Source organism: Streptomyces sp. CS113, assembly GCF_002188365.1.
Classification (GTDB): Bacteria; Actinomycetota; Actinomycetes; order Streptomycetales; family Streptomycetaceae; genus Streptomyces; species Streptomyces tendae.
This window is the reverse complement of record NZ_KZ195574.1, coordinates 7,925,009-7,949,643: the sequence shown is the minus strand read 5'-3', so window position 1 is coordinate 7,949,643 and position 24,635 is coordinate 7,925,009. Positions and strand designations below refer to the sequence as shown.

Annotated in this window: 23 protein-coding genes and 1 pseudogene; 18 read left to right on the top strand and 6 right to left on the bottom strand. The window is 69.3% G+C overall.

Annotation, left to right across the window (positions count from 1 at the left end; translation table 11 throughout):
- Positions 1 to 119 precede the first annotated feature (119 nt).
- Positions 120 to 1,145, top strand: a complete 1,026-nt coding sequence (locus B9W62_RS35870) for an SMP-30/gluconolactonase/LRE family protein (RefSeq protein WP_087811075.1) — start codon at positions 120 to 122, stop codon at positions 1,143 to 1,145.
- On the opposite strand, the gene B9W62_RS35865 is transcribed toward B9W62_RS35870, so the two are convergent.
- Positions 1,127 to 1,747, bottom strand: coding sequence for a TetR/AcrR family transcriptional regulator (locus tag B9W62_RS35865; protein ID WP_087811074.1), 621 nt, complete (start codon positions 1,745 to 1,747; stop codon positions 1,127 to 1,129). The two genes, B9W62_RS35870 and B9W62_RS35865, sit on opposite strands and share 19 nt — an antisense overlap.
- A 499-nt stretch (positions 1,748 to 2,246) precedes the next feature.
- Here B9W62_RS35865 and B9W62_RS35860 point away from each other — a divergent pair, with 499 nt between their 5' ends.
- Together B9W62_RS35860 and B9W62_RS35855 are read left to right on the top strand one after the other, a co-directional pair.
- Complete coding sequence (locus tag B9W62_RS35860; RefSeq protein ID WP_087811073.1) at positions 2,247 to 2,939, top strand: response regulator transcription factor; 693 nt, start codon at positions 2,247 to 2,249, stop codon at positions 2,937 to 2,939.
- Entirely contained in the window at positions 2,936 to 4,366 is a 1,431-nt protein-coding gene (locus tag B9W62_RS35855) for a HAMP domain-containing sensor histidine kinase (RefSeq protein WP_087811072.1), read from the top strand. The genes B9W62_RS35860 and B9W62_RS35855 overlap by 4 nt, the downstream gene beginning before the upstream one ends.
- 109 nt (positions 4,367 to 4,475) lie before the next feature.
- On the opposite strand, the gene B9W62_RS35850 is transcribed toward B9W62_RS35855, so the two are convergent.
- Complete coding sequence (locus tag B9W62_RS35850) at positions 4,476 to 6,626, bottom strand: MMPL family transporter (protein ID WP_087811071.1); 2,151 nt, start codon at positions 6,624 to 6,626, stop codon at positions 4,476 to 4,478.
- Positions 6,627 to 6,939: 313 nt separating this feature from the next.
- Between B9W62_RS35850 and B9W62_RS35845 the strand changes: the two genes are divergently transcribed.
- Genes B9W62_RS35845 through B9W62_RS35825 form a run of 5 tightly spaced genes read left to right on the top strand, consistent with a single transcriptional unit; the run spans position 6,940 to position 10,939 of the window.
- On the top strand, positions 6,940 to 7,836 hold the full coding sequence (locus B9W62_RS35845; RefSeq protein ID WP_256976700.1) for a nucleoside phosphorylase-I family protein: 897 nt from the start codon (positions 6,940 to 6,942) through the stop codon (positions 7,834 to 7,836).
- The gene (locus B9W62_RS35840) at positions 7,833 to 8,525 is read left to right on the top strand and encodes a dTMP kinase (protein ID WP_087811070.1); all 693 of its coding nucleotides are present in this window, start codon (positions 7,833 to 7,835) and stop codon (positions 8,523 to 8,525) included. Before B9W62_RS35845 ends, B9W62_RS35840 begins: the two co-directional genes overlap by 4 nt.
- Positions 8,526 to 8,563: 38 nt before the next feature.
- Positions 8,564 to 9,493: a DUF2797 domain-containing protein gene (locus B9W62_RS35835; RefSeq protein ID WP_087811069.1), complete on the top strand. Its 930-nt coding sequence runs from the start codon at positions 8,564 to 8,566 to the stop codon at positions 9,491 to 9,493.
- Positions 9,494 to 9,551: 58 nt separating this feature from the next.
- Complete coding sequence (locus B9W62_RS35830) at positions 9,552 to 10,397, top strand: class I SAM-dependent methyltransferase (protein ID WP_087811068.1); 846 nt, start codon at positions 9,552 to 9,554, stop codon at positions 10,395 to 10,397.
- Entirely contained in the window at positions 10,394 to 10,939 is a 546-nt protein-coding gene (locus B9W62_RS35825) for an NUDIX hydrolase (protein ID WP_087811067.1), read from the top strand. The genes B9W62_RS35830 and B9W62_RS35825 overlap by 4 nt, the downstream gene beginning before the upstream one ends.
- A gap of 20 nt (positions 10,940 to 10,959) precedes the next feature.
- Here the strand turns inward: B9W62_RS35825 and B9W62_RS35820 are convergent, their stop codons facing one another.
- Both B9W62_RS35820 and B9W62_RS41010 read right to left on the bottom strand, forming a co-directional pair.
- Positions 10,960 to 11,466 (bottom strand): NUDIX domain-containing protein, encoded by a 507-nt coding sequence (locus B9W62_RS35820; RefSeq protein ID WP_256976699.1) that lies wholly within the window; start codon positions 11,464 to 11,466, stop codon positions 10,960 to 10,962.
- A 370-nt stretch (positions 11,467 to 11,836) separates the two neighbouring features.
- Positions 11,837 to 12,052 (bottom strand): hypothetical protein, encoded by a 216-nt coding sequence (locus tag B9W62_RS41010; RefSeq protein ID WP_256976698.1) that lies wholly within the window; start codon positions 12,050 to 12,052, stop codon positions 11,837 to 11,839.
- A gap of 344 nt (positions 12,053 to 12,396) precedes the next feature.
- Between B9W62_RS41010 and B9W62_RS41005 the strand changes: the two genes are divergently transcribed.
- The 7 genes from B9W62_RS41005 (at position 12,397) to B9W62_RS35780 (ending at position 21,574) form a co-directional block, all read left to right on the top strand.
- Complete coding sequence (locus B9W62_RS41005; RefSeq protein ID WP_256976697.1) at positions 12,397 to 12,831, top strand: hypothetical protein; 435 nt, start codon at positions 12,397 to 12,399, stop codon at positions 12,829 to 12,831.
- Between the two features lie 436 nt (positions 12,832 to 13,267).
- Complete coding sequence (locus B9W62_RS35810; protein ID WP_179235833.1) at positions 13,268 to 15,232, top strand: ABC transporter ATP-binding protein; 1,965 nt, start codon at positions 13,268 to 13,270, stop codon at positions 15,230 to 15,232.
- A 291-nt stretch (positions 15,233 to 15,523) separates the two neighbouring features.
- The gene (locus B9W62_RS35805; protein WP_256976696.1) at positions 15,524 to 16,612 is read left to right on the top strand and encodes an NUDIX hydrolase; all 1,089 of its coding nucleotides are present in this window, start codon (positions 15,524 to 15,526) and stop codon (positions 16,610 to 16,612) included.
- Positions 16,613 to 16,669: 57 nt separating this feature from the next.
- Positions 16,670 to 18,142: an NUDIX domain-containing protein gene (locus B9W62_RS35800; RefSeq protein ID WP_087811064.1), complete on the top strand. Its 1,473-nt coding sequence runs from the start codon at positions 16,670 to 16,672 to the stop codon at positions 18,140 to 18,142.
- Positions 18,143 to 18,159: 17 nt separating this feature from the next.
- Positions 18,160 to 19,395, top strand: a complete 1,236-nt coding sequence (locus tag B9W62_RS41000) for a M15 family metallopeptidase (protein WP_256976695.1) — start codon at positions 18,160 to 18,162, stop codon at positions 19,393 to 19,395.
- A gap of 68 nt (positions 19,396 to 19,463) precedes the next feature.
- On the top strand, positions 19,464 to 20,366 hold the full coding sequence (locus B9W62_RS35785) for an NUDIX domain-containing protein (protein ID WP_087811063.1): 903 nt from the start codon (positions 19,464 to 19,466) through the stop codon (positions 20,364 to 20,366).
- A gap of 32 nt (positions 20,367 to 20,398) precedes the next feature.
- Positions 20,399 to 21,574 (top strand): bifunctional class I SAM-dependent methyltransferase/NUDIX hydrolase, encoded by a 1,176-nt coding sequence (locus B9W62_RS35780; RefSeq protein ID WP_087811062.1) that lies wholly within the window; start codon positions 20,399 to 20,401, stop codon positions 21,572 to 21,574.
- On the opposite strand, the gene B9W62_RS40405 is transcribed toward B9W62_RS35780, so the two are convergent.
- Positions 21,544 to 21,771, bottom strand: a complete 228-nt coding sequence (locus B9W62_RS40405) for a hypothetical protein (RefSeq protein WP_179235832.1) — start codon at positions 21,769 to 21,771, stop codon at positions 21,544 to 21,546. The genes B9W62_RS35780 and B9W62_RS40405 overlap by 31 nt on opposite strands.
- Before the next feature lie 57 nt (positions 21,772 to 21,828).
- Here B9W62_RS40405 and B9W62_RS40400 point away from each other — a divergent pair.
- From B9W62_RS40400 to B9W62_RS35760, 3 genes and pseudogenes are all read left to right on the top strand, one after another.
- Positions 21,829 to 22,047: pseudogene (locus B9W62_RS40400) on the top strand (transposase); the annotation flags it as partial.
- Between the two features lie 406 nt (positions 22,048 to 22,453).
- Positions 22,454 to 22,966: a hypothetical protein gene (locus tag B9W62_RS35765; protein WP_087811060.1), complete on the top strand. Its 513-nt coding sequence runs from the start codon at positions 22,454 to 22,456 to the stop codon at positions 22,964 to 22,966.
- A 260-nt stretch (positions 22,967 to 23,226) separates the two neighbouring features.
- Positions 23,227 to 24,027 (top strand): hypothetical protein, encoded by an 801-nt coding sequence (locus tag B9W62_RS35760; RefSeq protein WP_087811059.1) that lies wholly within the window; start codon positions 23,227 to 23,229, stop codon positions 24,025 to 24,027.
- 88 nt (positions 24,028 to 24,115) lie between these two features.
- Here the strand turns inward: B9W62_RS35760 and B9W62_RS35755 are convergent, their stop codons facing one another.
- Positions 24,116 to 24,487 carry a hypothetical protein gene (locus B9W62_RS35755; protein WP_087811058.1) on the bottom strand — a complete coding sequence of 124 codons (372 nt, stop codon included), beginning with the start codon at positions 24,485 to 24,487 and terminating at the stop codon, positions 24,116 to 24,118.
- Positions 24,488 to 24,635 lie beyond the last annotated feature (148 nt).

Below are 24,635 nucleotides of genomic sequence, written 5' to 3'. Positions count from 1 at the left end.
ATGCGCAGGGGAGCAGCGGACTTGAGCTGGCATGCACTACCGTAGCAACAACCGGACAACACTGTCCGGTTGCATTGCGGACAGCTTCCGCAAACTTTCGGACAGGAAGAGTGACCCCCATGCGACGACTCCCGCTCCGATCCCTCACCGGGCTGGCCGCGACCGGTCTTCTGGTCCTCACCGGCTGCGGTACGGCCACACGCGGCGACGGCCCGCAGGACACGGCCGCCGCCGGCACGGACCGGACCATCCGCGCCCAAAAACTGATGCGACTGACCGAGGTGCACCCCGAGACGGGCATGACCCTGCTCGAGGGCCCGGCCTTCGACGCGAACGGCGATCTGCTCGTCGTCGATGTCACCGCACCGGCCGGCGAGCCGAAGGTGCTGCGGGTCGATGTGCGGAAGAAGACGTCGGGCCGGGTCCACACCGACAACCGCGGCACCTACACCTCGGCCCAGTTCAGCCCCCACGACGGGCGGATCTATCTGACCGACTTCTCCCACGGCGAGATCATCAGCCTGGCTCCCGACGGGAGCGACCCGCGGACCTTCTTCTCCGGCGAGGTCGACGGGGCGGCGATGAACCCCGACGACCTCGCCTTCGACCAGGACGGCAACCTGTACGTCAGCGACTCGCGGGGCATGTCCGAGGGCAGGGCGGAGGGGCGCGTGGTGCGGATCGACCGCGCGGGGAAGAACGCCACCGTCCTGGCGGACGGCATGGCGGCACCGAACGGGATCTCGTTCGACTCGGAATACCGCGGGCTGTGGGTCAGTGAACTCACCCAGAACCGCGTCTCCTACCTGCTGCTCGACGGCAAGGGCGGGGTCACGTCCCGCCACACGGCCATCAGGGTGGACGGCGGAATCGCCCAGACCGACTCGATCGCCGTGGACGCGGACGGCAACCTCTACCAGGCACTGCACGGCCGCCCCGCCATGGCGGTGTACGACCGGCACGGTGAGCGCCTGGCGACCGTCGAGGTCCCCGCCCGCGCCGCCGGGGGACTCCGGTCGGCGACCAACGTGGCCATCACGCCCGGCGGGACCAAGGCGTACATGACCGTCAGCGGGCCCGCCGGAGGGTACCTGTACACCTTCGACGCACTGGCGCGAGGTGTCCGTCAGTCCAACGGCGGCTGACCGCGCTGTTCGTCGTCGAAGGGGCGCACGGGTCCCACCTCGACGTCGAGCAGTCGCCACGCCGCCATGGCCCGCTGTTCCCGCTGCTCACGGGTGGGTCCGGTGACGGCTCCCGAGACCATGGCGACAGCGATCATGAGATCGTCGCTCGCCGTGGCCAGCCGATGGCCGTCCGGCAGGTGCGCCCGCAGGGCCCGCTCGACCCGCCCGGACAGGGCCGCGGCGTACTCGGGGATGCCGGAACGGCCTGCCGCCCCGTCGATGTGCAGCACACTGATGAAGGCCGCCGACTGGGTCTGGTGCCAGGTCAAGACACCGAGAACCCCGGCGATGTCGGCGGCCGGGGCCGCCGCCGCCTGCTCGATCTGGCGGACGTTCTCGTCCAGGACCGCGGTGGCGACGGCCGCCCGGTCGGGAAAGTGCCGGTACAGAACGCCCTGTCCCACACCGGCTCGCCGCGCGATGGCGGACAGCGGGGCGTCCAGGCCCTGCTCCGCGTAGATCTCCCGCGCGGCGGCGACGAGTGCGGCCCGGTTGCGAGCGGCGACCCTGCGCCCGTCGTTCGCGGGCCGTCGCTCGTCGGGTGTCGATTGCCGGGTCACCCGCAGAGCGTATCGCCCGGGCGCAGTACGTCCGGTGTCCGGCAGAGCCCGGGCCCCCGGCCGTGTCCGTCAGATCGGCACTCCCCCGGTCTCTCCAGACGTTGCCGCACGCGACCCGCACGAACGTGTAGCCGCCCCTGCCCATGAGTGCCATCGATGACGGCGCCGAAACGCGACCTGTGTCGTGGCACGCCTTCCGCGACCAGCCGGTCCGACCTCAGGACGAGGCGTTCGACAGTTCCCGAGCCGCAGAGTCGCCTCCCCGCCGTCGGCGATCGAGGACGCCAAAACGGCCGCCACACGGGCGTAGTTCCACCGCCCGGCACCGAGCAAGCGACGGAAGCTGCGCCGAGGCGATTTCAACGATGCCTCACCACGTAGGACACAGTCCTACGGTGTCCGTAAGAGCCGTCCCTCCCAGCGACGCTCTAATACTGGTCTCAGGTTGATCGGGGACGATCAGCGGCAAAAACATCGACTGGGAGGGGGGCGGGCCGGCGTGCGAATCATGATCGCGGATGATGACGCGGCCATCCGTGGGTCGTTGGAGCGAGTGCTCCAGGTCGAGGGCTACGACACCAGCACCGTCGCCAACGGTTTCGCCGTGCTCGACGAGGTCGTCGGGGCCGGCGGTGACACGCTGGATCTGCTGCTCCTCGACGTGATGATGCCCCGCCTCGGCGGGTTGGAGACCTGTCGGCGATTGCGAGCCGCGGGCCGGGATCTGCCGGTGCTGATGCTGACCGCCCGTGACCAGGTCTCCGACCGGGTCACCGGGCTGGACGCGGGCGCCGACGACTACCTGCCCAAGCCGTTCGCCACCGAGGAGTTGCTGGCCCGGGTGCGGGCCCTGCTGCGCCGGCGCACACCGGCCGACGAGGAATCGCACGTCCTGTCGTTCGCCGACGTCCGGCTCGACCCCGACAGGTTCGAGGCGTGGCGGGCCGGGCGGCCACTGCGCCTGACCCGGACCGAGTTCTCCCTCCTGGAGGTCCTCTTGTGCAACGCGACCCGGGTCGTGACCCGCGACGCGCTGTTCGAGGCGATCTGGGGCTTCGGCATGAGCTCCACCGCCAACAATCTGCAGGTCTACGTGAGCTATCTGCGCCGCAAGATGGAGGCGGAGGGTGAACCCCGATTGATCTACACGGTGCGTGGCCTGGGATACACGTTGCGGGAGACCCCTCCGTGAGCAGGACCGCCGGCCGGGGGCCGCGCCGGCTGATTCGATGGTGGCGTCGCCGGTCCCTGCGGGCGAGGCTGACGGTGATCGCGGCGACGGCCATCGCGGTCAGTGTGTTCGTGGCCTTCCAGGTGGCCAGCGAGCTGTTGGCCTGGCAGCTGCGGGACACCGTCGAGGAACAGCTGCGCGCCGATGCCCGCGTCCTGGCGACGAACGCGGAGCGCGCGGGTCTGGCGCAGGTTGAGCTGCCGCCGTATCCCGGATCCGGCCGGCTGGTGCGGGCCATTCTGCCCGACGGCTCGATCCGGACGCCGGACGGGCAGCCCGCGCTGCCTCCGGTCAGCGAGAACGCCGGGCGCGTGGCGCGGGGCATGTCGGCCGACCTGTTGGAGTCGAACGGCGGCGACGAAGAAGGCTATGCCATCTACACACTGCGGGCGGGCGGCGGCGCGGTCCAGGTGGCCCGTGTCGTCGACGACGGCCCGATCAACCAGTTCGGGTTCGGCATGCTGCTGATCGGTCTGCTCTGCGTGGCCGGCGGCGCCCTTGTCGGGCGGACCGTGGCGCGGACCGGGCTGGCACCGATCGACCGGCTGACCTCCGCCGCGGTACGTGTCGCGCACACCAGGGAACTCGACGCCGACATCCCGGACGAGGGCGGTGGGGAGATCCGGCGGCTGATCCAGTCGATCAACGACATGCTCGCCGCGCTCCGGGACTCCCGGCAGGCCCAGCGGCTGCTCGCCGAGGACGCCGCCCACGAGCTCAAGACCCCGCTCACCAGCCTGCGCCTCAACGTCGAGCTGCTCATTCGGCTCGATCGGCGCGGCACCCTGGACAGCGCACTGCCGGCGGAGAGCCGCACCCGGCTGCTCAACGACGTCGGCGCCCAGGTAGCCGAGTTGAGCACCCTGGTCGCCGAGCTGACCGACCTGGCGCGCGGTGACGTCAGCGACGAGAGCACCGAGGTGCTCGACCTCGCCGACGTGGTGGTGGCCGCCGCGACCCGGGCGGAATCCCGCATGCCCGACATCGAGGTCGCGCTCGACGTGACCTCCGTGTGGGTGAACGGGCGCCCCGCCGCGCTCGAGCGAGCGGTGCTCAACCTCATCGACAACGCCGGCAAGTGGTCCCCCGCCGACCAGCCGGTCCAGGTCCGGCTTCGTGCCGAGGAGAAGTCGGTGGTGCTTGAGGTCGACGACGCCGGGCCGGGCATCGACGCCGCCGACATACCGCGGCTGTTCGACCGGTTCTACCGTGCCGACAGTGCCCGGGGGCTGCCGGGATCCGGTTTGGGGCTGTCGATCGTGCAGCGGGTCGTCGACGCCCACGCCGGCCGGGTCACCGTCGCCCGCTCCGCACGCGGTGGCGCGCTGCTCCGGGTGGACCTTCCGGCCGCGGCCCCGCCCGCAGGGGAGGACACCGCGGCGTCCTGACCCGCCCCGGCGCGTGGCGCAGGACCGGAGGGCGGCGACCGTCGGGCCCACGAAAAGGATCCGGGACGGGGCCTGGAGCCCCGTCCCGGATCTCGTCCGTGCCGCCCGCTCACCGTTGCAGCGCGGACTCCTCCTTGCCTGCGAGCGGCTGTCGGCCGTCCGGCAGCTCCGTCGCTGGACGGGACAACCGGCTCGGCCACCACATCCGCCGGCCGATCAGCAAGGTGAGGGCGGGCACCAGGACCGACCGCACCAGCAGGGCGTCGAGCAACACGCCGAAGGCCACCAGGAAACCGACCTCGACCAGCATCACCAGCGGAAGTGTGACGAGGACCCCGAAGGTGGCCGCCAGGACCAGGCCTGCCGAGGTGATGACGCCACCGGTGGCCGAGAGGGCTTTGAGCATGCCCTCTCTGGTGCCGAGGCGCGGGGTCTCCTCCCGGGCCCTGCTGGCCAGGAAGATGTTGTAGTCGACGCCGAGCGCCACCAGGAACAGGAACGCCAGCAGCGGCACCGAATAGTCGACACCCTTGAACCCGAGGATCGTGTCGAAGACGAACACGCTGCCGCCGAAGGCCGCGGCGAACGAGACGACCACGGTGGCCATCAGGACCAGCGGGGCCAGGACCGCGCGCAGCAGCAGCCCGAGGATGATCAGGACGACGACGAGCACCAGCGGTATCACCAGTTTCTCGTCACGCCTGGTGGTCACCTCGGTGTCGAGGTTCTCCGCGCTCGGCCCGCCGACAATCGCCTCCGCCCCGCTCACCGTGTGCACGGCGGTGCGCACCCGCTTGATCGTGTCGTACTCCGCGGCGGTGTCCGGCGCGTCCTTCGGAAACACGGAGATGTTGGCCCAGCCACCGACGGTCTCCTCCGGGACGGCCAGGGCCACGCCTCGGGTGCCCTCGACGACGTCGAGCACCTTCTCCTGCTGCGCCGGACGCGTGAACACCGTCAGCGGCTGGCCGCCGAGCTCCGGGAAGTGCTCGCGCAGAACGGTGAAGCCGGTGACCGACTCCGGCGCGGACAGGAACTGGTCCTGCTCCCGCAAGGCGCCGCTGTTGCCCGCCAGCCCCAGGGCGAGCACGCCGAGGACTCCGAACGAGCCGAGCGTCGCCACCCACCGGCGACGGTTGATGGCGGTGCCGAGCCGTCCCCACAGCCCCCGCTTCTCCTCCACGACCGTGCTGAACCGCGGGATGGCCGGCCAGAAGATCCGCCTGCCGAGCACCACCAGCACCGCCGGGAACAGCGTCAGCATGGCCACCAGCGCGCACAGGATGCCGGCCGCACCAATCGGACCCAACCCACTGGTGCTGTTCAGGTCCGCGACGAGCAGACACAGCAGGCCCGACACCACGGTGGCCGCGGACGCGACGATGGCCGGCGCCGCGCCGCGCAGCGCGTGAGCCATCGCGACCCGGACGTTCTCATGGTGGTGCAGTGCCTCCCGGTACCGGGCGATGAGCAACAGCGCGTAGTCCGTTCCCACCCCGAACACCAGAATCGTCAGCAGTGCCGAGTTCTGGTCGTTGACCACGATGCCGAAGCCTCTGACGAGCAGGTAGACGGTCCCCATCGAGGTCAGTGCGGCCGCCCCGACGGCCACCAGCGGGATGATCCACAACACCGGGCTGCGATAGGTGAGGATCAGCAGGAGCGTGACGACGGCGATGGTGGTGAGAAGGACCTGCTCGTCGATGCCGTCGAAGACGGCATCCATGTCACCGTCGATCGCGCCCGGTCCGGTCACGTCCAGTTCCAGCCCGGAGGGGCGGTCCTTCGCGGTGTCACGCAACGGGCCGACGAGCTCCTCCGGTGGGCCGTAGGCCGTGCTCACATCGAGGGTGAACGTCATCGCCTTGCGGTCGGCGGACAGGCTCGTCGGTGAGCCCCCGTCGTCCTCGTCGCCCGCCTCCGTCGTCTTCGGCGGGTACCGCTTGGCAAGGGTGTCGTAGTGACCCTGGACCGCCGCCTGGTCGGCGGCGGTGATGCCCTCGGCCCGGTGGTACACGAAGACGAACGTGCTGTCCTCACCACCGGGGAGAGTGTCGTCCAGCGCCGCCACCTTGGTGGACTCGGCACCGGCCGGCAGGGTGTCCACGGCGCTGTCGGTGGTGACCGAACTCAACTTCCCGCTCAGCGGCACCATGCCCGCGGCCAGCACCAACCACAGGCCAATCACCAACCACGGCACCCACCGGCCTGCCAACCGACCTGCCGGCGCCTTCCCGGACGGCGCTCCGTTGACTGCCATCACTGGCCTCCTCCATGCGAGTTGCATCGCTTATCTGGATGCGCACTTCCTACGGAGCGAACCTGAGACGACCGTTAATCCGCTGCTCAGGCCGGTTGGCAGAACCATGTGCCCAGCGCACGCGCCGGTGTGATGGCGTGGGACTGCTACACGGACAGGTGATGCCTGACCTGGTTTGTCGAGAGGCGGCGTCTCGCCAGAACAGATCGCCGCCGACTACGGCGTCCACCCGATCACGCTGTCCTGGTGCGCGCCGTGCGCGTTGTGCAACAACTCGATGAGCACCCGGCCCTCGTACTCAGACCGCACGGCGGTGATCTCCCGGTACGAGAAGACCGGGAAACTGTTCAACATCGAACGGCCCACCGCGGCAGTCCACGGCCGTGACCTCGTCGTCAAGGCGTTCCCCGGAGCCGACTACGTCCAGCACTACGCCCTGATCATCGCCACATACCTGGCCATGACCGGCCGCCCCGCTGACACCGTCACCTATCAGCCGTCCGATCAAGAGAAGTGCCGCACAGCGCTCAACACACTCGACCTGCAGCTGGACGGCGACCTGGTGATCGTCGGCTGGGGCCTTCAGTACCTCGCGCCCGCAAACGGAGTGTGGACCCGCGGATCCGGCTACGCCTGGCAGCGCGCCGAAGTCTCCGGCCGTCGCGTGGTCTACCTCGGGTTCCTCCACAGCATCTGGGGAGACGTGGCCGGACGGGTCGTCGCGCGCCTTGCCGAACTCGGCGCACGCGATGTCGTCTACGTCGGCAAGGTCGGCTCGCTGACCCCCGGCATCGAACCGAACACCTGGCTGGCGACCGGCAATACCAGCCTGGTACGCGGGGCGATGGTGAGCTGGGACGACTTCTTCGGCAACTATGCCGCGGCCCACGACGGGGTGCGCAGCGGCCTACACGTCTCCTCCCAGTCGATCCTGCTGGAGAACCGCGACTGGCTGGACCAGCACACCGCCTCGTACGCCTTCGTCGACCCGGAGATCGGCCCCATGGGGGCGGCGCGCCAGGCGGGGATCAGATTCGGTTACCTCCACGTCATTTCCAACAACCTCGCCACCCACTATCCCGCCGACTTGTCCAATGAGCGTCACAGCGAAGTCCTGCGCCAACGTGCCGTCCTGGTGAACCGCATCCGCACCATCATCACCGGCCGCCTGACCACCAGCCCGACCCACACCCTGGGAGAATCCCGATGACGGCGAACGCGCCGAATACCACCGCAGCCGGGAAGCTGATCACCTTCGTCGGCGGTGACGGGGCCGGCAAGTCCACCCTCGCTGCCCGCCTGCACCAGGCCCTCAACGACGCCGGCCACACGGCAGTCCTCATCGGCAAGCACAGCACCGCCGTCCCCCAGGACCCGGAACTGTCCGCCTACCTCGACCGCCTCAACGAGCTGGTCTACCGGCGCTACGCCCGCGTCGCTCAGGCATGCGGCCACCACTACTGGCTGCTGGCCCTGGCCTCCTGGTACACCCTGCAGGACCGGCTCGTCACCCAGCCGGCCCTCGCTGCGGGAACCCACGTGGTCCTAGACAACGCGCACCACAAGATCCTCGCCCGGTACGCCGTCAACCCCCAGGTCTGCCCCCGCATGTGCGAGCAGGTCTTCGCGCATCTGACGAAGCCGGACCTTGTGCTATTTCTGAACATCGGTGCCCGCGAGGCCCTCGCCCGAAAGGGCTCGTTCACTTCCCTGGAAGCCGGCCACGTCGGCGGCGGTGACGCGGACTTCATCCGCTACCAGAACACCGTCCTGGACCAGATGCGCGAGCAGGCCCAGCGAGGCGCCTGGCTGACGCTGGACGTCGCCCAGTTGGACCGCGACCAGGTCTTCAAGGCCGCGTGCGCTGCCCTGGCCGACCGACTGCACCTGACCGTCTGATCCGGCCCTCTCTCCCTCCGATCGACAAGGAACACGCCATGGACCAGGACCTGCCCGCCAGCGGGACTCTCGTCTGTCACGGCATCACCTGGGCAAGCGGAGACCCCCGTCTTCTGCTCGCCCCCGTGACCGGCGGACCGCTTGTCTACACCCCGGTCATGGGCAGGCGCCTGGGTTACCAGGTGAGCGACACGGGCCGGTGGTGCACCGGCCGGTACCGGTTCGCCGACCGCGTCCGCGTCGAGGCCCTTGCCTGTCCTGACCGGGCCCCGGCCGAGGCTGGTGGCCAGTGCGCGGCCTGCGCCGGCCGGGACGACTTCCGCTTTGCCCACCGGTTCCACTCGGGCGGGCACGTTCCTGACGCCCTGGCCGTGTACATGGCCCAGCCGCACTGGCTGTACCTGGCGACGTTCGCCGACGGCACCACTAAAGTCGGCACCGCGGCCGAACCCCGTAAGCGGTCCCGTCTCGACGAACAGGGTGCCTTGATCGCTACCTACCTCGCCCGGAGTGCTGACGGCCGCGCCGTGCGGTTTCTGGAGGATGCCCTCACCCGCCACCTCGGCCTGACACAGACCGTGCGGGCCGCGGCCAAGCTGACAGCTCTGGCCGAGCTGCGCGACCTCGTCCCAGCCCGCGTCGCCCACCAGCAGCACCTCGACCGCGCTACCGAGGCCCTGAGCGGCCTGAACGTCCCGGCCACGCCGGAGCCGTGGACGCCGCCCGGCGAAGGCGACCTGCTGCGGGCGTCGGGGACTGGTCGCGCCTTGTACCCGCATGATCCACGCGCGGGTGAGCACGGGTGGACGGTGCTCTCCTGCCTTGGCTCCCAGGTCCTCGTCGCCCTGGCCGACGAGGGTGAACAACTGGCCTACCTGCTCGACCTCAACGCCCTCAAGGGCCGACGCATCATCCTGGGCGCACAGTTCTGCTCACCGCCCGCCGCTGTACAGTCTGCGCTCTTTTGACCTGCCCGAACGCCCGGCATGCGCTACCGAGCCGCCCTGAGAAGCGAGGCCAAGAAGCATGGCACCCCAGGACGCGATCCTCGGATGGGACGAGGACACCAACGCCGAGGCGTACTTCGCCTTCACCCAGGCTCATCCCATGTACGACGCGACCAGCCGCGACCTCGCCGGACGGGCCCCTCTGGCCAACGCCAGCCTGGTGGTCGACCTGTGCGGCGGAGCGGGCGCGACCGCCCGTGCGATTCTCGACCTGATCCCGTCCCGAGCCCGTCTCGTCTCCGTCGACAACGCCGCCGCGATGCAGCGAGTCGGCCGTCACGCCCTCACCGACGGCCGCCTGACCTGGATCACTGCTCCGGCCGAGCGGCTCGCCGACCACTTCCACGCCGCCAGCGTCGATGCCGTGGTGTGCAACTCCGCTGTCTGGAAGACAGATACCAGCGCCGTGTTCGCCGCCGTCTCCCAGATCCTGCGCCCAGGCGGGCACTTCGTCTTCAACATCGGCGGCGGCTTCGCCGGCGTGCGGCACCCCGATGAACTGTCCGCCCGCAGCGGGCCTTCCCTCAACGCCCTCATCCGCCAAGTCGCCGCTGATGCTCACGGATACACCCCGTCGCCGAAGGAGGCGGGCAGACCGCCGAAGCTGCCGCTGGCGACAGTCACCAAGCAGCTGACAGCAGCCGGACTGAAGGTCGTCGACACAGAGGTCACCGCCCAGCACGGCACCATGGCCGAGAAGAGGGCGTGGCTGGCCGTCCCCCTCTTCTCGCAGCCCGAAGGCGACTTCACTTACGCGCAGCGGATGCAGATCCTCGACACCGCGTACGCCACGACCGCCCCCGACGCCCCGACCGTGACGAGCTGGCTCGTGGTCGTCGCGCGACGACCGGACGCCGCCGCATGACCCGGGGCGCCCCCGCACCCAGCAGCAGAAATCTCCGCTGTGACCATGCAAGCGTCGGGGTACTGATCACCTCCCCGAGCGGCCTCCTGGTGTTCGAGCGGGTGAACCCTCCGGCCGGAATCGCCCCGGTCGCCGGCCACATCGACCAGCATGGTGGCATTGAGCAAACCGCGCGCGACGAGGTCAGCGAGGAAGTCGGTCTCACCGTCACCGACTTGCACCTGCTGCTGGACCAGTGGCGGCCCAACCACTGTTGCCGCGCGACCAGCGGTCTGATTGGCCACCACTGGTGGATCTTCCAGGCCGAGGTTCGAGGATCACTGTCCCCCTCGCTCCGTGAGGTCCGTGCCCTTCGGTGGGTCCGCCCCGACCAGTTGCAGCAGCACGCGCTGAGGACCGCCGCGTACGCCAAGGGATGCCTGGACCGTGCCCAGTTCGAGCGCGAGCCCGGCCTCGAGCCGCTGTGGTGCCGCTTCCTTCACGACCTTGAGCTTGTCACCCTGTCCTCGGCCGACCTCGATCGGATCGAGGACGTGCTGTGAACGTCGACCACGGGCCTACGTCAGCGGAAGCTCTCCGCCCGGCCGGATGCCAGGCGGCGAGCGTGCGCGCGGATCCGCTCGCCATCCTCGGGGAAGACGCTGTCCCAGCCGGCGTCCAGGCGGAACCACGCCGTCGGCTGGTTCTGCTCCCCGGCAAGCGGCACGTCGCGTCCGACGATCGCGGCATAAGACAAGCTCAGCGTCGCAGACCAGTCGGCTCGGTAGGAGCGCACCGCGACGGCTGCGGGCTCGGGAAGCAGCTTCGTGCGCAGGCCGGTCTCCTCCAGCAGCTCCCGGGCCGCCGCCGCACGCGGCGCCTCGCCCGGTTCCACCTTGCCGCCAGGAGGCACCCATCCGCGTACGCGGTGCTTGACCAGCAGGACGTGCTCAAGATCAGGGTCGGTGACCCACACCTCAGCCGCCAGCGGCTCCATCGGATGCCGACGGGCTTCCTCCAGCCAGGCCCGTGCGCCATCGAACTCCCATACAGCGAGGCGGGCATCCGCGACAACCTCGTCCAAGATCACCTGACCGACTACACCATGACTCACCCGTCCCACCCTAGGCCGACGAATCGGCTGGGCGTCGCAGCGACGAGCAGGCAGCCATCCGGCCAACCCGGCGGCCTTGTTTGGACTGCGGGCCGATCATCCTGGGCGCCCGCTTCACACGAAGGAGTCCAGCGTGCACGGTGAGCAGCCCTCGAACCGGGAAGCCTGGGTCGCCCTCGGTGGTGTCCACCTCCTCAACCGCACCGCGCCACGCCGACCAGGTGAGGCGATCGCGCTCATAGGGGTGCCACGGCAGGAGGTGTGCCAGCCCGCCACCACGGTGATCGTCCGCTGGAGCGCGCTAGGGCCCTGCCCGGCCGAAGCGCTCCTCCCCGGGGGCACTCGGCTAGGCGCGGCCAGGATCGACGGCGGCAAACTGTTCCCCGACGGCATCGCCGGCCCCGGCCTGCGCGACCTGGTCGGCGCCGAGGCCGCTCCCGGCCTGGTGCCGCTGTGCTACCTGGCCGCAGATCCAGGCGGCGGCTACCACGCGTACGCGCAGGTCCGCTTCCATCCCGAGGACGCCTGCTTCGTCCGCACCACCCGAGAGCCAGTCGGCCACGGCCCCGTCAGGGAACTGCGCTGGCTCGGGCCCGTGCTGACAGCGCACGCAGAGTCGAGCACGGCGCTCAACAACCACCTGCGGTACTTCCGCAAGCACTTCTCCGGCACCGAGCTGGAATACAAGTACACCCTGGCCCCGGCACCGGACATCTGGGCCGCATCCATGGAACTGCTCAAGGCACTGCGCGACGGCAAGCTGGACGGCTGCCGTCCGGAGTACCGGGACGAATTCCAGATCCACCACACCGAGAACCATCTGTTCGACGTGACCGGCCCGGAGCCCGAGATCGGTTACGCATCCTTCATCCCCACCGTCACCGCCGGGCACGTCCTCAAGCGGAAGTGGTTTACCGAGGAGTCTTCGCCCGTCGCGAGGAACTCACCCTTGGCCTCGACATCACCCCCGACCGCTTCGAGACGTTCCTGCGCGAAGACCTGGGCCTCCACGTCCAGGCCATGCCACCCTTCCAACGCGTCCGCTACGACATCCAGTGCGAGTCGATGCGCACCGGACACGTCTACGGCATCTTCCTCGACCGCTGCTCTCTCCTGGCGGCCCCCGACGTGGTGCTTTCCCAGTGCGAACTGGAGTACCTCCGCTCGCGCAGCATCCTCGATCACAACCGGGACGAGGTCCTCATCGAGATGGAGCGCATCGACCTCTGGCTCTGCGATTACCTCGCCCGTCACGGCTGGGCGACCGAGCACACCTTCTACTCCAAGCGCAGCTTCCTTCGCGACGCCATCGCTCTCCACCCCGACCTCACTGCGTCATGACGACCAGGCGGCCCCGCGGCAATCCCCCGCAGGAGGTACCGCAACCCACATGAGTGATCGAACGCAGCATCACAGCCCGCCCCACCCGACCGCACAAGGAGAAGGCCAGGTAATCGAAATCGAGTTCTAGATTTCGCCTACCCCTACCCGTTACGGCGGTATCGGAACCCCGTTAACCGATCATTCGTCCGCATCAAGCCCCGAGGAATCCGCATGCATCCCGTACGTCGCCCTGCATCTGTTCATCCTGCGTTCGAAAACACCGCTGTCTCCTCGGGCACCAGGCTCCGTCTTACCTCTGACCCTGCAGCCCTGCCGGCCGAAGGCTCACGGCCGGAAACGAGGTACCTGGCATGACGCAGCACACGAAAAGCCCGTCCTGGGCAGAGAGCGTCCCGGGAGGCACCCAGTGAAAAGGTTTTTCGGTCCGGTCACGATGGCCGACCCACAGGTGTCCGACGCCGAGCACGAGTTGTTCGGCGGTCCCCTGCGCTACGACATGGGCTGGTCACAACACGAGCACGCGACGTTGGACCTGACCATGATGTCGGCGCTGCGCTCCATGCCCGGCCTCGTCGGGGCCACGTTGCGCATGGCCTGGCAGGCCGACCGGCGTGCCCTGCTGTCGGTCGGGGTCAGCGAGATCGGCCAGGGCATTGCCGCAGCCGCCGGTCTGCTGGCGGTCAACGCGGTCATGCACGCCCTGCTCGCTGGCAACGGCACCGCCGCCGAACGGCTGCACGCCCTGTTACCCGGCCTGCTGGCTGCAGCGATCATTGGCGTCATCAACTCCGCCCTGTCGGCCTGGTCCACCTCTCGCGCCGGACGGCTGGAACCCAAGGTCGAGCGGATCGCCACCACCCAGTACCTGGCCGCCGCAGCCCACGTCGAGCTGGAGGCTATCGACGACCCCGACTTCCGGCGGCTCGTGGACATCGCCCAGCACGGCCCCGGCTCCGCACGCCGCATGATCAGCTCCTGCGTCGCCGCACTGAACGGCCTCATCTCCCTGATCACCACCGCCGGCGTCCTCGCCGTGCTCCACCCCGCGCTGCTGCCCATGGTGGTCCTCATCGCCGCGCCGCGCGGCTGGGGCGCCATGCGGGTCGCCCAGGAACGGTACGTGTCGGTGATGAGCTGGATCGAACACGTGCGGGCCAGCCGCCTGATCGGCAACCTGCTCACCGAACGCACCGCCGCCCAGGAAGTCCGCCTCCACGCCGTCGGCCCCTTCCTCCTCAACCGCTACGAGCGCATGGCCGAAAGCGCCGAAGCCGAACAGGAGCGCCTCGCCTCCAGCAAGGCCCTCACCGAATGGGTCGCCTCCGCACTGTCCGGCCTGGCGATGGCCGCGACCTACGGGACCATGTTCTGGCTGATCATGGCCGGGCACATGAGCCTCGCCGTCGCCGGAACCGCTGTCATCGCCGTACGTACCGGCTCGGCGAGCCTGGGCGCGCTGGTCATGAACATCAACCAGCTCCACGAGGAAAGCCTCTACGTCCGCGACCACGGCCGATTCCTCTCCGAGGCCGACCAGCGGACCCTGCCCACCGGCGGAGCACCCGTACCGGAACGCGTCAAGGAGATCGTTCTGGACCAGGTCACCTACCTCTACCCCGACCGGGACACGCCCGCCTTGGACGGGGTGACCCTGACCCTGCCGATGGGGTCGGTGACCGCTGTGGTGGGCGAGAACGGCTCCGGCAAGAGCACCCTGATGAAGATTCTCTCCGGCATGCTGCTGCCTGAGAGCGGCACGCTGCGCTGGGGCGAGGCGGACGTCACCGACCTCGACCGGGCCCAGGTCTTCGAGCGCGTCTCCCTGCTCACTCAGGACTTCCAGCGATGGCCCGTGACCGCCGCGATGAACATCCGCCTCGGCCGCCCCGACCACCCGGCGACCGACGATGACCTGAAGCCTTCCGTCGACTACGCCGTCGCCGGCCCCGTCATCGCCAAACTCCCCGACGGCCTGCGCACCCTGCTGGCCCGCATGTTCCGCGGCGCCATCGAACTGTCCGGCGGTGAATGGCAGAAAGTCGGCCTGGCCCGCACTCACTGGCGTAGCTCAACATCACAGGCAGACGGCGTCCTCATCGTGGACGAGCCGACCTCCGCCCTCGACCCCGAAGCCGAGATCAAAGCCTTCGACCGCATCCGCCGCCTCGCCGCCCCGAACCGGGCCGTCGTCCTGGTCACCCACCGCATGTCCGGCGTCCGCCAAGCCGACCACATCTACGTCCTCAACAACGGGCACCTCGCCGAGCACGGCACCCACGAGGAACTCATCGCCGCTCGCAGCGGATACGCCGCCATGTTCGAAGCTCAAGCCGCCCAGTACGCCCCGACCATGGCCATTCCCCACCCAGCCGCGCCCACCGTCCCGGACCAGGTATGACCCGCTCGCCCGAAAGGCCCAACGTGGCCACACTCCCCCCCTCGCGTCAGGCACCTGGCCGTGATTCTGCGGACACGAGCCATGAGCCGCACGTGTTCACCAAGAAGCACATGCGCATCACCGTGGCCCGGCCGGTCGTCTCCGGGGAGGAGCCGCAGCAGCGGATGACCAACGGTGCCCTCTGAGCACCCTCGCCGACTCGCTGAGCACCCGCTCGTCCATCGTCTCGGAAGGCAAAGCTGCGTGACTTCTCCCGTGTCCTCTTCGGATCACGTCTCAGCGGGTGCAGGTGTGCCGTCAGATCAGTACGCCTCGACCCGGCATGCCGCGTGGCTCGGTGCCGCCGCGATCACCACCAACGAGGTGGGCCAGGTCCTGCTGGTCCACCCCACCTACCGTGAGGACGGCTCGTGGGTGCTGCCCGGCGGTGTCGTCGAACACGGTGAACACCCGCACACCACCTGCCGGCGCGAGATCACTGAGGAACTGGGCCTGGACCTGCCGCTGTCGGCCGTGCTCGCCGTCCACTCCTTCTCCGCGCACCATCCCGACCTTCAGCCCGGCACGCACTGCCCCGGAGAGATCCGGTTCGTCTTCGACGGGGGAACCCTCACCCCCGACCAGGTGGAGGCGATCCGCCTACCGCACCAAGAGCTGTCCGAGTACGCCTTCCTGGACACCCGGGACGCGGTCCAGCGGCTGCGCCCCGTGGACGGGCAGATCATGCTCGCCGCCTACCGTGCCCGGCTCGGCAACACCGCCACCGCGCACCTCGCCGACGGCCAGCACATCCTTGACGTCCCGGCCCTGGACCGGCACGACGTCCACGTCCGCTACCGGCCCTTGTGGGACAGCCCTCTCCACCGCGGACCCGTGCCCGAGCGGCTGCCCGTGCGGCAAGCCTGGGCGTGGTGCTTCATCCCCGACGGCCGGGTCGTCATCGTGGCCGACCCCGGCCCGCAGGGCGCGCTGCCGATGCTGCCCGGCGGCACCGTGGAGAGCACCGACACGACGCCCGAGGACACCGTGCATCGCGAAGCCGCCGAGGAAGCCCAGCTCACCCTGACCGACCCGGAGCGACTGGGCTGGGTGCTGGACCAGACCGGCGAGGTCTACGGAGGCGTGGGACCCAACGCCCGGCTCCGCCTGGCCGCCCAGGTCACCGCCATCGGGCCGGCGGCCGTCGACCACGCCACCGGGCGCCCCTTCGCCAGACTGCTCGCCACCCCCGCCCAGACTGCCGCCCTGCTGGGCTGGGGCCCGCCCGGAGCCCGGCAGGCCCAGCTCGCCGCGGAGACGGCACGTGAGCGGTGGGGTCTGCCCACCGCTCACGCCACCGCCGTCGAGGAGATCCCGGCGGAGGGGATGCGGCTCAGCTGACCCCGACTCCGCCCACCACGTCCCCTTCCCGCCCCTCGTCCCGCTGAGGTAGTCCCCATGTCGTTGTCGCACCACCACATCCGCACCACCGTAGATACCTACCTCGCCCGTCACCCTCACGAGCGGGAACAGCTCAGCGTCCTCTTGGACGCCCTCGACCCGCCTGGCGAGGACATCGCCAGCCGCTCGACCTTCACCGGGCACGTGACCTGCGGCGCGATCGTCGTCGACCAGCTCGGCCGCGTCCTGCATGTGCTGCACCTGGCCAGTGGGAAGGTCCTCGCCCCCGGCGGACACACAGAGCCCAGCGACGACTCCCTGGCAGCGGCGGCTCTGCGTGAACTGCATGAGGAGACCGGGATCCCGGCTCGGGTCGTCACGCCGTGGCCGGGCTTCGAGACCGTGCCGCTGGACATCGACATCCACGACATCGACGCCCGTCCGGGCAAGGGCGAGCCCGGACACCAGCACTTCGACCTGCGGTTCCTCTTCCGTCTGCAGACGACCGAGGTGTCGGTCGTGCCGCAGGAAGAGGAGGTCGGCGGCATCGAGTGGCGTCCCGTGGACCGGGTGACCTCCCCGGCGCTGCGCGAGAAGCTACTCAAACTGCCGCTCCAGGCCGAACCGGAGACGGCCAACGCCTCGGCCCTGATCTACAACGACCGCGGCGAGTACCTGCTCCATCTCCGCGACTACTTCCCCGGTCAGATCTGGGAGCCGGGCATGTGGTCCCTGCTCGGCGGCGGCCGAGAGCCCCAGGACGCCGCCCTGGAACACACCGTGCGGCGCGAACTGGCCGAGGAAGCCGGCCTCGATCTCGCCGACCTGTCCCCGTTCGCCACCGAATACGCCTCCCACGACGACGGCACGACCGTTCCCATCGCCATCTACGCCGGCCGCTGGAACGGCGACCCGCGCGAACTCCACCTGACCGAGGGGGTGATGCTCGCCTGGTTCGCCCCCGAAGACCTTCACCGCCTGCGCATCGCGGACACGACCAGCTCCCTCGTACGGCGCCACGCCGCCGGCCTCCCGCCGATGCAGAGCGAACCGGCGCCCGAGGAACAGCGTCCGGCGTCACCGCACGGCACGGTCCCCAACATCATCGGCGTCCACCTCTACCTGGAACGCCCCGACGGGACGGTGCTGCTCGGGCTGCGCCACCCCGACTCCGCGTTCGCGCCATCCACCTGGCACGCCCTCGCCGGACACTGCGAGCAGGAGAACGCCATCGACTGCCTGATCAGGGAGGCGATGGAGGAAGCCGGACTGCACATCGAGCGCCAGGACGTCGAACTCGTCCACGTCGTCCACCACATCGGCCAGCCCAGGAACCCGCCCCGCATGGCCCTGTTCTTCCGCGCCCGTACCTGGAGCGGCGAGCCGGTGCTGCGCGAGCCGGACAAGTGCACCCAGTGGAGATTCTGGGATCCCACCGCCCTTCCCGACGACCTCGTCCCCTACACCCGACTGGCCATCGAGAAGATCCAGAACGACGAGCTGTACAGCGAGACGGGCTGGCCCGCATGACCAGCCCAGCCAGTCGCGTGCCCACTGCGACAGCGACCGGGCGTCCAGACACCCGCCTCGTAGTAATCCGCGGCAACTCGGCGTCCGGCAAGTCGAGCGTGGCCCAGGGCCTGCGAGATCACTACGGCCGCGGTATCGCGATCGTGGGCCAGGACGTGATCCGCCGGAACGTACTCAGGGAACACGACACCCCGCGCGGCGCCAACATCGCCCTGCTGGGCACGATCGCCCGCGCAGCCCTCGACGCCGGCCTCCACGCCGTCCTCGAAGGGATCCTGTACGCAGACCGCTACGGCCACATGATCACGTCTCTGGTACGGGACCACCGCGGCGTCTCCAGGTGCTACTACCTGGACGTTCCGCTGGAAGCGACGTTGGTACGGCACGCGTCAAAGGCGGATGCCGCCGACCTGGCGCACGTCACCGACGCCCACCTCACCTCCTGGTACCGCGAGCTGGATCTGCTGCCCGGCGGTCTGGAAACCGTGGTCCCGGCCGACAGCACACTGCGGGACACCGTCGCCCGGATCGTGCGCGAGACCGATCTGACCGCTGCCGCCCCCGCCTCGCCACCTCAGCGCAATCCGTCACAGGGAGACTCGATGATTCCTCCGGTGCTGATGTCCGATCCGCAGGTCGCGGCGATCCCCGTGCGTGAGTGCGGAGAGCCACTCGTCGACGTACGCGACCACAACTTCCGCGTCGACCCCCGCAAGCAAGACCCTCTAGGTGCGTTCGCCCACGTCCGTGAAGGCGTCCTGGCCCGGTTGAAGCATGCCCGCTCGCTCCTGCCCGCCGGCACCGACCTGCTGTTCATCGAGGGCTACCGGCCGCCGGCCCTCCAGCAACGCTACTTCACTGACTACCGGAACGAGCTGGCCGCCGCCCACCCTGACTGGACACCTGAGCAGCTGCACCGGGCCGCCAGCCAGTACGTGTCGCCGCCAGAGATCGCGCCGCACTCCGCTGGCGCGGCCGTGGACGTGACCCTCATCGACCAGGACGGCCACGAACTCGACCTCGGCACCCGCGTCAACGCCTCTCCCGAGGAGAGCGACGACGCTTGCTTCACACACGCCCCGAACCTCAGCGACCACGCGCGTCACCACCGCGCATTGCTGCTCAACGCCATGGAAGGCGCGGGATTCACGAACTACGGGACCGAGTTCTGGCACTTCTCGGCAGCAGACCGGTACGACGCCCTGATGCGGCAGGAGCCGCACGCGCGTTACGGACCGGTCGAACTGCCGTAGCTCGCCAATGGACTCGTCCACGTCGCGCCCACGACCGAGCGGGCGGAAAGCATCGAACGGAGGCACGTATGCCTGACGACACCCAGCAAGCGATCCCAGCCATCCCGAGCCCGGCGGCCGGAGACGAACCGCCCGAGCATCACATGCACCTGCTCGGGCGGTACTACCGGCAGGTGGAAGCAGGGCGCAAGACGATCGAAGTGAGGGTGGCCACCCCGAGCAGGCGCGCCGTCGCCGTGGGCGACACGCTCGTCTTCCACGACCGGGACACCGGGCGGGAACTCGACGTCATCGCGCAGCGGATCACCCTGTACCCCTCCTTCGATGACCTGCTCCGCTCGGAGGACACCTCACGTATCAACCCGGACGGGTCGCCCGGCGAGCTGCTCGCCGACCTCCGCGGCAGCTACCCGCCGGCCAAGGAAGCCCTCGGCGTTCTCGCCCTCGCCTTCGACCACCGTCCTGCCCGGCCCGGCCGCACCCTGCCGATGCCAGCCGAGGAGTACGCGCAGACCGTCCCCCACCACACGGTGTACGGCTGCCTGTACATCCGCGACGAACACGACCGTCCCATCCAACTCCGCTCGGTCTACGGCTCGAGGCTCTGGCAGTTTCCGGGCGGCAACCTGGACGCACCGGGCGAGGATCCGCTGCAGACCGCGCGACGGGAGGCGGTCGAGGAGACCGGCCTGGAGCTCGCCCTCAACACGCCGCCCCTGCTCCTGACGCACTTCCTCCACGCTGGACCGCGCCAGCCGCTGAACAAGGTGGGGCTCATCTTCGACGGAGGCCGGCTGACCGCCGGCCAGCTCGACCGGATCCGCCTCGACCCCGCTGAACACGACATGTGGGCCGTCCACGACCTCGCGACCTGGCAGGAGCTGATGGCCCCGCGCGCCTTCGCGCGCCTCGACGCCATCGAACGAGCCCGACGCGGCGAGGGCCCCGCCTACCTGATCACACACACCTGACCCCCAGAACACTCGCCCACCAGGAGGCAACCGTGCCCGCCGAGGACACCAACACCCGGGCCTGGCAGATCTACGGCCAGCGCCAACTCGCCCGCGCCTACACTCCGCCCGTCCCCGAGCGGCTCGGCTGGACGCCCTGGGAAGGCATCGGGCCGGGAGCAGAAGTCCTCGGCGACGTCACCGGCCGCCGCGTCCTGGACATCGGCTCCGGGGCCGGCCACCACGCCGTCCACCTCGCCCAGGCACACGGAGCGCGGGTCACCGGCATCGAGCTGTCCCCGACCCAGCACGAGCGCGCCGTCTCCACCCACGCGGGCGGGGACGGCGTGGAGTTCGTCCGGGCAGACGTGGCCGAGTACCTGGGCGGGGCCGAGCCGTTCGACGCCGCGTACGCGATCGGGACGCTCGCCTTCATCGACCCGCACCGCTCGCTGCCTGCGCTGCGCGATGGTCTGCGTCCCGATGCCCCGCTGATCCTTTCGCTCCTGCACACCGATCTGCACGGCCACGGTCCGTCCACGGCAGTGGAGCCGCGCGAGCAGATGATCCTGCTGCGCAACGACCCGCCGTTGCCGACGCAGATGTGGGTCCTGGCACCGCAGCTGTGGGAGGGCCTGCTCACCGAGTACGGCTTTCGCGTCGAAGCCATCGACCTGTTCCCGCACCCTGGCGAGAACGCCAAGGTAATCCAGCAGCTCATCCGCGCCCGGCGCCTTCCCGACCGGCCGACACGCGCCTCCAGCCGACCCCGCAGCACCCGAGGCCCGGCCGCCCATGCGGCAGTCGGCGTCGGAGCGATCCTGCTCAGCGAGCATGGCGTCCTGCTGGGCCGACATCGCCGCGGCACCCTCGAACTACCCGGCGGCAGTGTGGAGGCCACCGGTGAATCCTTCGAGGAGGCGGTCGTCCGAGAACTCGCCGAGGAGACTGGCCTGATCGCTCGGACCGGCGACGTGGATCTGCTGGGCACGCTCGTCGATCACGCCGAGGGGATCCTGCGGGTCACCGTCGGCGCTCTCGTCCACGCCTGGCAAGGGCAGCCACTGACGCAGCCGGACGAGAGCGTCGGCGACTGGGCGTGGTACCCCCTCGACCAGCTCCCCAACGGCCTGTTCGTATGCAGCGCCCAAATCCTCACGTGCTGGCGGCCCGACCTGGCCGTCGACCACCCGCCTGCTCACTTCAGTGCCTTCGCCCCAGCCAAGTAGGCCGCGCTGACTGCCGCCTCCCATGCTCTCCCGCCACACGAGCCGGCGTACTCCAGCTGTTCGCTGACTTCGTCGGTGAAGGAACCCGTCTCGGGATCAAGGAGGGTCTGCGCGGTCTCGTACAGTTCCTCCGACTCCTCCTCCATGGCCCAGTAGGCGTTGCGGCCCCGGTCGAAGTGCACCCGGTAGAACGTCATGGAGCCGACGGCTACGCCCTTTACCGTGCACGAGACCACGACAAATACCGCCGCCTGCTCTGGCAACGAGGCATGCGCCCCGTGATCGCCAGACGGGGCGAGCCCCACGGCACCGGCCTGGGCATCTTCCGCTACGTCGTCGAGTGCACCATCGCCTGGCTCCACGGCTTCCGCCGCCTGCGCATCCGCTGGGAACGACGCGACGACATCCACGAAGCCTTCCTCGGACTCGCCACCTGCCTGATCGCCCACCGCCACGTCCAACGCCTTTGTTAGGACCTCTTAGGGCGTCCGCCAGTAGGCCATCGAATACGTGAGCTTCGGGGAGGGTGTTCCAGCGGTGGAGGGTCCAGGCGCGTCGGATCAGGCAGCGGACTGTGATGATGGTGCCGGCCAGGGCGAGGAACTACTCAACGGCCGTTCTCCGGCGTTCGGTGCAGCGACAAAGCTTGCCGAAAATGTTCACTGTGACCGTCTCGACCGGCCGCGCGTCTGACTAGAGTTGGGCTACATGCGCATCGCTAGAACTCTCCTGGGCATAGCCATGATCGCTCTCGTCACCGCAGGCTGCGGCGGGTCAGGATCGCATGACAACGCCTCCCGCCCTGCGGACACTGCGCTGCCGAAGAGTGGCGGGGAACTACCCATCGCGATCACCTCGGCTGAGCCTGGACTCCTGACAGTGAAGACACTGCTCGACGCTCTGCCGCCGGAACCCACCGACGACGCCGCGTTCACCGAACGGGTGCTGTGGACGATGCGTAAACATACCGTGGCCATGGCCGGGATACCGGGGAAAACCAGCGCCAGGTGTGAGGGCGACAAGGTGAGTGAGGAGCCGGGTGTGACCACACGGTGCACGGTCACCTTCAACGGCGTGAAGGTCCCCTGGTCCATCCGTTTCGACGTGCCGGCCGGTGACTTGAAACCGTACGAAATCAAAAATGCGGGCCAGGCCGCGCTGACGGCGAAGTCTGTCTACGGCGAGTTCTGGAAGAAGTACAACGGGGTCAGCAAGCACCTACGCTGTGGAAAGGTGCCGGACCTCGAACTCGTCGCATACGGCCAAGACACCGGATACCGCTGCCAGTACGCCTCGTCCGTCGACGGCAAGGCCCAGTGGGTCAATGTCCCGGTGAGCGTGGGCGAGCACGGGGTCATCTTCGACAACGGCCGCTCGCCGGAGTCTCCTTGAGGTTGTTGACATGAAGGGCCAGGAGCGGGACGGAAACAAGGGACGGTGCGACGTCACAGCCTCGAACCTGACGTCACGTCCGGCCTCGATGCGGTGCGGCAGCGGCGTCCGCCATCGAGAAGTTCCAGGTCGAAGGCGCTGAGCGATTGATCGCCGTACGCGTGCGAGGCCGGCTGACCACGACAGACTCAGGGCCGACTACCCGCCCCATCCAGGCGACGGGCTGTCGGCCCGAGACGCTCCAGTAGGCTGCGCTGGCCATGGATACGAACGCCGAACCCGAGCAGACCCGGCACACTACGAACGCCGCTGATCCGCCGATCCGGCAGCTGTTCCGGGACGTCATCGCCGACCGCATGCAGGGCCCCCGGCCGCCCCAGGCCGTGATGCTGTTCGGCTCCGAGATCGACCCTTGCTGGGACGACCGGAGCTTCCTCGGTGACTTCTACAGCGAGATCCTTCACCAGGACACCTGCCAGCCGGCCACCGCTGACGGCCTCGCCCTGGTCACGGCCCTCGCAGTCGACGGCCGCGTTCCCGCCCGGCACCGGTTCCGAGCCGTCGACCTGCTGTTCAGGGCTGCCACTGTCGCCGAGCGCCATCTCGCCGAGACCTGGCCGGCCACCCCACAGCGTGCCGATCCCGACAGCGAGTCCCGGGCCCGCAGCGCGGTCCAGGCTCACGTTCCAGCTCTGCTGGCCCGTTGGTCGGCCGAATGCCCAGCAGTTCGCCTCGCCCTCGCCGGACTCGCCGTGGTCTTCCCGACGGACCGCACCCTGCCCGCCTTGACCCCGCGCCTGCGGGCCTTCACTCACCAGCACCCCCAAGGAACCGACATCGGCGATTACGTGCGGTTCGTCCTCGTCCTGGCCACCCAGAACGAGGACCAGATCCTCACGGCGACGGAGAAGCTCACTGACGCTTACTGGACGGGAACAGTACGCGGAGTGCCAGCCCAGACACGAGCCCTCCACCTCCTCGGCCAGATGCTGACCAAGGTCGGAATCGGACTCACCCGAGCCCGCTGGCGCCGGGCTCGTCAGCTCGAGGACTTTCTATGACGGGGCAGCTCCATGCAGCAGGCACCGGGGACGTCATGGCAGATCCCCCGGGACGCCGTGGTGTGGAGAAGACAGATCCGTGCAGACTTCAGGGGATCATCACGCAGTGGTTCTCGATGACCCGGCCACCGCGGTCGAGTCCGCCACAGATGGCCAGCCTCGGGTACGCCCTGATCTCCCGGTTGACGACGAACCGCCACCGCGAGGCATTCGCCTTGCTCCCCCGGTAGTCACCGACGAACGCACGCAGCGTCCCCGGCAGACCGTCCCTCGTGGTGATGGTGATGTCCTGGACGTAATCGCGGCCCTGGTACGCCGTGGCGACACAGATGTAGGTGCCGCAGGTGGACTTCACCTCGGCACTCGCCGGCGCCGCCGTCACCAACAGCAGCCCCACGGCGGCCGTGAGCGCAGCCGTGACCGTGGTGATCCCCCGTTGTGTCCTTCGTGCTGTGGTCATGATCCTCCCCTTGTTCGCGCGCCGCTATCCCGTGGTTATGGGGTCGGCTCGTACGTCACGGTCTGCTCCGGGCAGCCGTCCGCCCCCTCGCGCAGCGCCGCCACCTCAGTTTGGTCAGTCGGCAGCGCGTAGCGGAGCTTCATGTCCT

What these genes read in the sequence shown, in the direction of transcription:
- B9W62_RS35870 (WP_087811075.1), top strand. Translation starts at nt 120, where the DNA reads ATGCGACGACTCCCGCTCCGATCCCTCACCGGGCTGGCCGCGACCGGT.
- B9W62_RS35850 (WP_087811071.1), bottom strand. Translation starts at nt 6,626, where the DNA reads ATGGCAGTCAACGGAGCGCCGTCCGGGAAGGCGCCGGCAGGTCGGTTG.
- B9W62_RS35840 (WP_087811070.1), top strand. Translation starts at nt 7,833, where the DNA reads ATGACGGCGAACGCGCCGAATACCACCGCAGCCGGGAAGCTGATCACC.
- B9W62_RS35835 (WP_087811069.1), top strand. Translation starts at nt 8,564, where the DNA reads ATGGACCAGGACCTGCCCGCCAGCGGGACTCTCGTCTGTCACGGCATC.
- B9W62_RS35830 (WP_087811068.1), top strand. Translation starts at nt 9,552, where the DNA reads ATGGCACCCCAGGACGCGATCCTCGGATGGGACGAGGACACCAACGCC.
- B9W62_RS35825 (WP_087811067.1), top strand. Translation starts at nt 10,394, where the DNA reads ATGACCCGGGGCGCCCCCGCACCCAGCAGCAGAAATCTCCGCTGTGAC.
- B9W62_RS35810 (WP_179235833.1), top strand. Translation starts at nt 13,268, where the DNA reads ATGGCCGACCCACAGGTGTCCGACGCCGAGCACGAGTTGTTCGGCGGT.
- B9W62_RS35800 (WP_087811064.1), top strand. Translation starts at nt 16,670, where the DNA reads ATGTCGTTGTCGCACCACCACATCCGCACCACCGTAGATACCTACCTC.
- B9W62_RS35785 (WP_087811063.1), top strand. Translation starts at nt 19,464, where the DNA reads ATGCCTGACGACACCCAGCAAGCGATCCCAGCCATCCCGAGCCCGGCG.
- B9W62_RS40405 (WP_179235832.1), bottom strand. Translation starts at nt 21,771, where the DNA reads ATGACGTTCTACCGGGTGCACTTCGACCGGGGCCGCAACGCCTACTGG.
- B9W62_RS35760 (WP_087811059.1), top strand. Translation starts at nt 23,227, where the DNA reads ATGGATACGAACGCCGAACCCGAGCAGACCCGGCACACTACGAACGCC.
- B9W62_RS35755 (WP_087811058.1), bottom strand. Translation starts at nt 24,487, where the DNA reads ATGACCACAGCACGAAGGACACAACGGGGGATCACCACGGTCACGGCT.